General features: G+C 51.9%; 7 protein-coding genes. 2 read left to right on the top strand and 5 right to left on the bottom strand.

Annotation, left to right across the window (positions count from 1 at the left end):
- Positions 1 to 520: 520 nt before the first annotated feature.
- Together ACIQ20_RS14545 and ACIQ20_RS14550 are read right to left on the bottom strand one after the other, a co-directional pair.
- The gene (locus ACIQ20_RS14545; protein ID WP_395781520.1) at positions 521 to 1,420 is read right to left on the bottom strand and encodes a hypothetical protein; all 900 of its coding nucleotides are present in this window, start codon (positions 1,418 to 1,420) and stop codon (positions 521 to 523) included.
- A gap of 167 nt (positions 1,421 to 1,587) precedes the next feature.
- Positions 1,588 to 1,878, bottom strand: a complete 291-nt coding sequence (locus tag ACIQ20_RS14550) for an Hsp20 family protein (protein WP_395781532.1) — start codon at positions 1,876 to 1,878, stop codon at positions 1,588 to 1,590.
- 356 nt (positions 1,879 to 2,234) lie between these two features.
- On the opposite strand from ACIQ20_RS14550, the gene ACIQ20_RS14555 reads away from it, so the two are divergent.
- Positions 2,235 to 3,617 (top strand): hypothetical protein, encoded by a 1,383-nt coding sequence (locus tag ACIQ20_RS14555; RefSeq protein WP_395781522.1) that lies wholly within the window; start codon positions 2,235 to 2,237, stop codon positions 3,615 to 3,617.
- 1,326 nt (positions 3,618 to 4,943) lie between these two features.
- Here the strand turns inward: ACIQ20_RS14555 and ACIQ20_RS14560 are convergent.
- Positions 4,944 to 5,621, bottom strand: a complete 678-nt coding sequence (locus ACIQ20_RS14560) for a hypothetical protein (RefSeq protein ID WP_395781524.1) — start codon at positions 5,619 to 5,621, stop codon at positions 4,944 to 4,946.
- Between the two features lie 1,017 nt (positions 5,622 to 6,638).
- Between ACIQ20_RS14560 and ACIQ20_RS14565 the strand changes: the two genes are divergently transcribed.
- On the top strand, positions 6,639 to 7,184 hold the full coding sequence (locus ACIQ20_RS14565) for a GNAT family N-acetyltransferase (protein ID WP_395781526.1): 546 nt from the start codon (positions 6,639 to 6,641) through the stop codon (positions 7,182 to 7,184).
- Between the two features lie 8 nt (positions 7,185 to 7,192).
- On the opposite strand, the gene ACIQ20_RS14570 is transcribed toward ACIQ20_RS14565, so the two are convergent.
- Together ACIQ20_RS14570 and ACIQ20_RS14575 are read right to left on the bottom strand one after the other, a co-directional pair.
- A complete protein-coding gene (locus ACIQ20_RS14570) occupies positions 7,193 to 7,552 on the bottom strand; it encodes a hypothetical protein (RefSeq protein ID WP_395781528.1) in 360 nt (119 codons plus the stop codon).
- 10 nt (positions 7,553 to 7,562) lie between these two features.
- The coding region (locus tag ACIQ20_RS14575) for a hypothetical protein (protein WP_395781530.1) at positions 7,563 to 9,290 on the bottom strand (1,728 nt) is incomplete at its 5' end.

The raw sequence follows: 9,290 nt of genomic DNA on the forward strand, positions 1-9,290 counted from the left end.
CCCTCTCAACTTTTGTTTACATAGCTCAAGTCTGCTGTCCAGATTGTGGGCCCGCCCCCAAGCATCCGCCGTTTATACGGAAGGTTCTTTCACTTTTGAATGGCAATTTTCGCCGCCCACGCTCCCCGAAGCGGACCATCTCCTTTCGGCCAGCTTTTGCCAAAATCAGACTGTCTTGAATTGGCATAGCGTCGTTGATTTTTGAGCGTTCAAACCAACAAGAACGCCATCACGACGCCTTTGCGGAGCAATCGCTGGCCATCTCATCTTGCAAGCTGTGGTCAATTGTCCTTGCAATCAACAAGCGATTTGTTTGCACGCCGTGTATATGTCTCATGTGACCATACTCCCTGGCTGTCTTGCCCGAACACTTGGCATTGCTGGCCAAGCGGATTGGCCATTTACTTACACCGCTGTCTGTCCCAAGCAGACCACTCTTATGGCCCTGAACAGATAGCCACTTGGAAGCCGCGGTGACGCAGAATTCAATTGATTTGGTAACCCAGGCTAAAAAAAGATCCTAGTTACAAGTGCCTTGGCCTTCAAGATTGACATAAACAAATCTGCTCTCTCCAGGGAAAAACTTCCGGAAGGCTTCGCGATCTGTGTCAGATGACCACTCCCAAAAAGACAATTGTTCTAAGCCTTTTAGACACTTTGCTGTCATATCTTCGCTGGGAATGAAAATCATATTAGTTGCAGCACCAGTTTGAGCTCGCGGAACAATAAGGTTCAGCTCATACCATTGCGATCCAACATTTAATGCCTGTTTGGCGAGTAAGTGAACATCACTAGCTTTTTTCGCAGCATCTAAACTTGCTCTAATGCGGCCGGACTTTCGCTCATCAGATACCGTTGGATCTGCCATTATGCTATCTTCTAACTTTTTTGCATTGGCAGCCGTAAACTGCATGGGTGCCCCATGAAGGCCCAAAAACGAATATGGTTTAACTACGAGCCTTTTCGCTGCTGTCGCGACATAGTTAGCACAACTCGAGAAGCACGGTCCGTCAACTACTACAGTCGCCCTAAAATTTGACAAATAAAGACCAGCGAGTGCCGCGGATATAGCGTCACCACCAAACGACGACATATTAAGAGTGAACTCGCCGCCGGCTGGCACTAGCGCCGGCAAGCGGCTTAGGCAGGCCAGAAGCTGGTGATCGGTACTGCCAATATAGCTTAAGGTAACCGACCGGTCGACTTCGCTGAGTGAACACTTCGAGTAGCCTCGATCACGTAATAGCTGATACGCCTCTGGCACGCCAATCAAGCTGATAGTCAGCTCCTCATCGCTTGCGGGACCAATACTCGGACCATTCATGTTGCCCGCGTTAGAAGTTGAAGCTTCCAGCCTACTGAAAGCACCCAATCCTGCGGCTGCAAAAATCAAATATTTTGTTATCCGGCCGTAGTTCATTCTGACCTGAGCCCTTAGGCCCCTCGTTCACTAAGAAGACCCTACTGGCCCATACCGCCAAGTTTGGGGTTAGGCAAGCGCGCCGGTAACGGTGCTTCCAGATAGCGAGAGCGTTCGGTGCACAGGGGGTGCAAGCTCCCCGATTCCGTAATGGGGTCGCGAATCTTTTAATCGAGTGGCCATAGGCTGAGACCTCGTTTTGCATGACCCAAGTTCTCGAACACGTCTTCGGTCAACAAATTGTTACGCAGCTTGCCATCAAATTTTTCAGTAATGCTATGGTGCAAAAAGGTCTTTGCTTCATGTGTAACGGCTTTCTTGCCAGTAACCATCACTAAGCCATCTCTGAATTCAATGGGCAGATCTTCCGGTCCAAAATCGGCAGTAGCGAGCTCTATCTGATAGGCGTCACCGCCGGTTTGCTCGATGTTCTTATGGTTGCCGTATCGAGGTACCAGGCGGTTTCAATCAGATGTGCTATGAGGTCAAATCCACAGGTGGTGCAATAAAGCGAGGTTAAGTCGATCGTACTCATGATGTCCTCGCGAGAAACGATACAAAGTTCAACGCATCAAACTATGATGCTTTTTTAACAAACTCACCGCAATTGGGCGCTAGTTCGTTGGCAATTGCTTGAAGGTCAGCGCGACATACCATCCAAGGGGAGTGGTGAGCACCAATCAATAGAATCGCATGAAATCAATTAATTCTCCTAGAGGGTTGAGAAGCAAAGCGAAACGCGGCTAGCTTGGCGATGATGGGGCGTTTGCACCCACAGGTGGCGTTGTACAGTAGTCTCAAAAGGAAAAGGCTCATGAGATTTCGCGCTTGGGTATGGGTCAGTACGTTACTTCTATTGGCATTGAGCCCTAGTGCAGCGGCTTACAGCCAAACACCACCTGACGACGCAGCGAGGGACTCAACGACACCAACGACACCAACGACACCAACGACACCAACGACACCAACGACCTACGTACCGTTGCTCGACCCTGCAGCGCAAGCGGCTTTGCAACGCGCGATTTCCGGACCTCAACGAATTGAACCTGAACGTGATCGGTGGCGCAATCCGGCTGCGACCCTGCAGTTTTTCGGTGTGCACCCAACTGATACGGTGATTGAAATTTGGCCCGGCCAAGGGTGGTACACATCCATTCTGGGCGCCTACTTGAAACAGGGCGGTGGCAAACTCATAGTCGGGCATTGGGACGCGAACTCATCGAACTTCTCAGCTGTACGCCAGATCGTTGATGCCTATCGCGACCGGTTTGAGGCAGATCAAGACACTTATGGTTCAGTTAACGTAGTTCCATTTAGTCCCTGGTCTGGCCCTTTAGCAAAGCCCAACAGCGTCGACAGTGTTTTGACATTCCGCAATATCCACAATTGGATGGCAGACGGCTGGGCCGAGAAGGCTTTTGGCGATTTCTTTTTGGCTTTAAAACCTGGCGGCATTTTGGGCATTGAAGAACATCGCGGTAGAACTGATGAGCCACAAGATCCTCTTGCCAGCGCTGGCTACGTTCGCGAAGACTTTGTGATCCAACTGGCGCTCGAAGCTGGTTTTGAATTGATCGGCCGTTCTGAAATCAACGCCAACCCAGCCGATACAAAAGATCATCCTTTTGGTGTTTGGACTTTGCCACCTGTATCGCGCACGTCCCCGATTGGGCACCCCGATGACCCGGGCTTTAATCGAACACGGTTTGACGATATCGGCGAAAGCGACCGCATGACTTTGCGGTTTCGTAAACCACTCAAGCCCAGCGTCACAATGCCAGCAGCGAACCCTCTCCGGGCACCAGCAATTATTAATCCCGCTCAGTCGCCTCCGCCAGCCCAGTCAGTTACACCGCTACCAACCCCACCAACGACTGAACCCAAGCCTGCTCAACCGGGTGTCGGGCCACTAAAGTCACATACCACTGTCGTCGCGCCGCCTTTGGCCGCGCCAAGACCTCAATTAGAACGGCCATCGCCACAACCCGTCAGAGCTGCGGCGCGGCCTACGGCCTCCCCAACGTCACCAAAGCTGCGACCCACAAAGTCGCCGCCAACAGCCGCCGCCAGTCCACCAGCTACAACAAAAGCTCCGGCGTTACGCCAAAAGGCCACACCAACTGCTTCTGCGCTAGAAAAAAACCTAAGGCGCGCTCAACCCGACGCCCTGCAACACCACCGCCCGCGCGCAAAGTAACACGGCCTTCTCCACCTCTACCGGCGCCAAAGGCAAAAACCGCACCACCACCACCGCCGCCGCCAAAAACAAACAAGCCAGACTGGGTTGTACCGAGAAAGAGCAGTTAAATCACGGATGAACACTCACGATACGCATCGGGATCCATAACGAGCGAGTGAAATGCTCAGTTTAGGTAAACTTTTATCCAAGTGTTTCTGTGATGAAGTGATGGATCATGACTGATTTATTTTGACTTTCTGATGAGCAATGGGCGCGGATTGGGGTATAGAAACCCAACTCTCCCAGAGTCGGGGAGTGATTGAGATTTGGGGTTTGGATAAATGTGGTAGGGATTTTTCCTTGCATATTCAGTGTCGAAATAGTGCTTGCGCAGGGTCAAAATGTGTTCGGCAACCGAATCTGATCAGCGCAATTTCTGGCGCTAGTTCATGCGATGCATGACCAAATCATTGACCAAACATCCTATTGTGGCGGCGCCAAAGAGAAATTGTTGTCGAACGCGCGCAGCAATTTTTCTGTGCCTTTGACTGCGTCTCAAGCACAATCAACTTGGCCATGCCACAAACGCCAATGTAAGGTCTCCAAGTTACGAGCAATCAAGGGCTTAGCTCGCGTCTCGCGACCTGTCCGTCATTACAACCCTTTCGAAGTCGTCTTTGCGATTTGAACCCGCCTCGCCGAATGAGCCCACACAAGTGTCGGCGCGGCCGAGTTTTCTGCACGTTTCAAATAGCTTCTTAGTGCTGCAGCACCGTCAGTAGAGCTTGTGATCTTTGTTTCATCGTGATCTCCTAGCTTAGCAAGGGCTGGAAAATGGGACGAAGAGGGCTTTCATCCCCACCTAAAACTGCACCGCTCTTATGGCAATTGCCCTAATCCTTGGTATTAAACCCAATCAGGATTTCGCTCTGACGAAGCCCAGTCTTGCTACAGTTGCGGACAAAGGTGGTGGTTATGCTAACATCAATGGACCTTGCGGAATGGCAATTGGTAGCGGCCGGTTGGGGCATCACGGAAAACAGACTTGCCTGCTAAGCAACACGTCTGCGGACAGAGCAGTCAGACCGCCTAGTCGCTTGGGGAAACAGATCACAGATCGGTCGCTCAGCAACACGAAACACATGAATGCTGCAAGCCTGCTGCGGATCAGGCCATAACAACTGCTTAACCGATGAGAACCTGCGAGAATCAAGGAAGCCGGAAGGCGCGACCCGCGTTTAACCAATCTGGGAACCCTGATCTACCGCGCTCCAAACAGAGTTTGGATCACTCCCGACCTTTTTGGCCCTAAACAAATTACAAGTTGAGGAAGGCTAGATCAACTCAGCAGCCAAATGGGTCATTTACAACTGGGAAAGCTATCGTAGATCTACTAAAACGATTAACTATTTCAAGTTTTTGTTCATTCGATGATGGAAACCAAAAAGAATTCACCTTAACTCTCGGTAAACAAGCTCTAACGGCCGTGGCACTCACCAGCATGTTTGTTCTTTCTCCATTTTCTCTCAGTACAATTACAGAACCTACTGGGAATTCTCTAAAAGTCGGCTGCGCGTAAAAATTATCTCTTATATTGAAATCGCGCTTGAAATTTTGTTGCATCTCATAAGCGATAGTGGATTCGCGCATTGAAGGACCAATTTGGGCTTCCGCCTCAGTTCTAGTTAGACGACTTTCTCGCATCATTGTTTCAATGATTTTTGCCCGCATTTCCTCCGGAGGACCAACCGAGCCGTGTACCATCACATATGATCCTTCAGGAACAGTTATTGATTTAGCTGCAGGAAGAAGATAGTTTGCACAGCTGGAGTTACAGTACCGATCAACCACTATCGATAAACCCATGGCACGAATGGTGTAAGCGGACATCATGGATGCGGAAGCTTGACCACCGGGAGATGTAATTTTTAGAATTCTTGGATTACTCGTTCGTCGTTTAAGCAAACATAGCGAAAGTTCAGCTCCTGAGTCACCGAAAAATACTATTGTTCGCCCTTCCATCCTACAATTCTCAATAGACGAAGTTTGGGTTACGGTTGAACTGCCAGCAAAGGTTGCAGCATATATCACTGAGGGTGGGACCAGCACCGTTACCATAGCAAAAAACAAAATTAGAAAAGATAAAAACGTTTTTTTTGGGGATCGCGGCATTTTCTACCCTAATCTGCAAGGCCTGATCGATTTATAAACTCTCGACAATAGGCGGAATTTCCAGCTCTTCGACGAGAATCCGTCAAGTGGACCGTACCGCGTTCAGATGATGGGTACGAGAGGATCTTCTTCTGTGAGACACACTGTTTCAATCACACATCCACACTCGTCGCAGATTACCTTAGTAGAACAAACCTGCCTACCGCCTGAAACTTTATTTGACTCTCTAAAAGTTAGCTCACGCATTCTTCAATCTCCATACGTTGGCTTAACCCCTGTCACGCCGGACAAGTCGCCTTTGTTAGGCTGATTTCTTCCGCGACAACCTTTTGAGCCTATCTACCGACCGTTCTATCGCAGGTAACCACGATAGTTATTTTATGTCGAGCGTCAATTAGGCAATGATTGCGTCGCAAGTTCGAATCCTGTTTGCGATACCAGTTTTTTAAAAAACAATATTTTACAGCCGGGATCAAACTTCGAAATAGATCGAATTGGTTACCTATTTTTGGTTTGCTAACAAGGTTTGCGGACTTTAGTCGGGGCAAGGAAGTGTGGATAACTTTGCCGTTTCAGCATACCGCACATATTCTGTATGCGACAATCGATGGCGACCGGCAGTTGGTTGTAACTTGGACAAGCAAGCCATGGTGCCAGCGGGCTGTTTGGTGCTGTCCTTTTGTTGAGCGACGCTTGAAAACTACAATCCTATTGCAAAGCAGTTTAGACTAATTTTTCTTGGCAAAAATTAGCGACTTTGGCTGAAGGCTGGCGGTCTGGTTTAGATGTCTCGAGCGCCAACAGCCGCTCACGCCCCTTAGCGGATTTTAGGTTGTCCTGTTTTTGAGCATTTGGTAACCCTAACGCATGATCCGTCCGCCCGAGCACATCGAGACGAACCGACTTCGGCTGCGTCCCATCCTACAAAGTGACGCTGTGGCTATATTCGAGGCTTGGTCCGGGGTGCCGCTTGCGACGTATTATATGAACTTCCGGACGCACGAGAGCTTGTCGGAGACAGAAGCGTTCGCCGCGCGATGCGTTGATTGCTGGAAGGCAGGTACGGCCTTTCCATGGGCTGTTGTTTCGAAATCGACCGGGAAATTGCTAGGGTGCATCGAGCTGCGAGTTTCGCCGCCCAAAGCGGACTTTGGCTACATTTTCGCTGAGGCGGCTTGGGGCCAAGGATTTGGCACGGAAGCCGCCGCAACAGTTGTAAACTGGGCTATCGCTCAGCCTCAGATTTTTCGGGTATGGGCGACTTGCCATCCCGAAAACATGGCGTCAGTTAGGGTCTTGGAGAAAGCGGGCCTCTTATATGAGGCGACACTTGCCAACTGGGAAGCTCGCCCACAACGAGATGAGTCCGCAGGCCCGAGCGCCGTATATGCCATCACCAAGTCAGATGACTGACATCCGCCTCACCCACGCACCCCACGCGCGACCTCATCGAGAAACGCATCAAACAGCGCTTCAGCCTGATCATCGTTATCCTCGCGCTCAAGAGGTCCTGCATAGGTAAACCATACTCGGACGAACGCGAGGAGGGTTTCGCGCTGGATAGCCAACTCCCGCCCCCGCGCCAGATCCCGCTGATCCAACCGATCAAGCCGCGCCTTGATCGTATCGGCGATGGCGTCAGCGCGGTCATGAATGAGGACGCGCTTGAGGGCATCGTTTGCCGCTCGCGAGAGAGTGAGACGGCGTAGCTTGGCCTCGTGATCAAGTGCGCGGGCAGTGGTGTCATCGAGATGGAGGGTAAGTTGTTTGCGTGTGGTCATAAGAGTGCCCTCAGATCAAGCGAGCTTGGGAAGAAGTAGTGCCACCAGTCCGCTTCGCCAACGCGCGCTTCAGCCGCGCTGTCCCCGAAGTGAGATCATCCTTGGTCACCAGCGGCTGGGACTTTGAAGCTTTGGATGGCGTGCCCTGGCTCGCAGTGACAGGGACAATCTCCTGTCGCTTTGTCACCTTTTGGTTGGGTATCTTCACCACTACCTGCTTGGGCAGACTTTCGCCCAGCGGATACGTGACCGCTGGCTCGCTCCAAGGCTCTGGCCTTTGGACTGGCTCGGTCGGGATATAGGAAGCCATTGGGAGCATGTCAGGCACTGCAGGATCTAAGCGAACCGGCTGACGACCAGCCTCCGCGATGAGCATCTCACCACGACGAACATGCCTAACGCCTTCACTCGAGATTGCGTGATTATCCACCACCTCGATAAAGGTCATATAGTCGGGCTCTGTCATGATGACGGTGTCGAAGACCGAGCACATGGGTTCTTTGCCCCCAAGCTTGAAGGCAGCGCGTATGTCCCTTGGCGCTCTCGCGTGCACGAGGAAAGAGACCCCGCTTCGCTTGAGATCAGCATGGACCGCCTTGATCATCCAAGCCAGATCATCGGGCATGTCAGGCTCTAGGGCGATCAACATAGGGCGATTGCCAGACGTCAGGGCTTCGCGGAACAAGATACGAAGCTGCGTGATCGCATGCATCATGGGCAGGCTCACAGGGTCTAGGTCGTCCCGCTTGTTCCGAGATCTGATCTCGATAGAGAGAACGCGGGGGCCATACTCACAGATGTTGGCAAGTGTGGGCAGGGTTGCCCAGCCCAGATTAAAGCTCCACCCCTTCTGCGTGGTCCACAAGCGCTCGGGGATGAGCGCCAGATCCTCAGCGACTTGCTCTTGAGACTGTGCCCAGAAGGCCAGCAAGGCTGTCACTTGATCATAGGCGGCAGGCTTCAAGAACTCTGTCCCAGCTAGCCAACCGTGGAGACGCGCATAGAGCTGATCGGAACTGGGTAGCTTTGCCATGACCCCGACAAAGGTGCGCTCATAGGGAGGAGCTGTCTCAAGCCCATGAACCAGAAGAGCGGTTGCTAAAAGTCGCTGGCGCTCTGTGAAGCCACACGGCGACAGCATCGCCCAGACATCCCCCCATGCCAGAACACCGGTACGGACCTGCCGCAACGGATCAAGCGGGAAGTTGGCGATGGCACCTTCAGCCACGCGCAAGACCTCACGGTCATCAATCAGGCCACCCAAGAGCCTTTCCTTACCAAAGCGCAGGATCGCGCCATCAAAGCTTTTAAGCGCTGCATGGAACACGCCTGTTGCCATCGGCCCCGAGCCAAGAACCAGAATGTCCGTAGACGGACCAAGCCTGACAAGGTCTGGAACCTTCTGCCAAGGCAGGCCCTTCGCATGGCCCACTATGACCCCTGATGACCGAGCCTGATCGAGCAAATGTCCGCCGTAGGCAAAGCGGTCGAGCTTCTTTGGCCATTTGGGCAAAGGCCCCGCGAAGAGAAGGGCTAGCCCTATCCCCGGCAGGGTCAGGATTACGCCGCATATGCGCATTAGCAGAAGCCAGCCACCTGTCCGCCCGTCCGGTGTAAAGACATAGGCGATGCCCGCCCAAGGTGCCCGAAACTCTATACCTAGTCGCCTGTGAACAATCCCCATCCCATTGCCATTGAATGGGTTTTCGGCGGTTTGAAGTATTCGGATTTGCAAGAT

The organism is Aquidulcibacter sp. (genome assembly GCF_044346625.1).
Classification (GTDB): Bacteria; Pseudomonadota; Alphaproteobacteria; order Caulobacterales; family Aquidulcibacteraceae; genus Aquidulcibacter.

Bases quoted from the DNA above. Each gene is read 5' to 3' on its own strand.
- ACIQ20_RS14545 (WP_395781520.1), bottom strand. From the start codon at position 1,420: ATGAACTACGGCCGGATAACAAAATATTTGATTTTTGCAGCCGCAGGA.
- ACIQ20_RS14555 (WP_395781522.1), top strand. From the start codon at position 2,235: ATGAGATTTCGCGCTTGGGTATGGGTCAGTACGTTACTTCTATTGGCA.
- ACIQ20_RS14560 (WP_395781524.1), bottom strand. From the start codon at position 5,621: ATGGAAGGGCGAACAATAGTATTTTTCGGTGACTCAGGAGCTGAACTT.
- ACIQ20_RS14565 (WP_395781526.1), top strand. From the start codon at position 6,639: ATGATCCGTCCGCCCGAGCACATCGAGACGAACCGACTTCGGCTGCGT.
- ACIQ20_RS14570 (WP_395781528.1), bottom strand. From the start codon at position 7,552: ATGACCACACGCAAACAACTTACCCTCCATCTCGATGACACCACTGCC.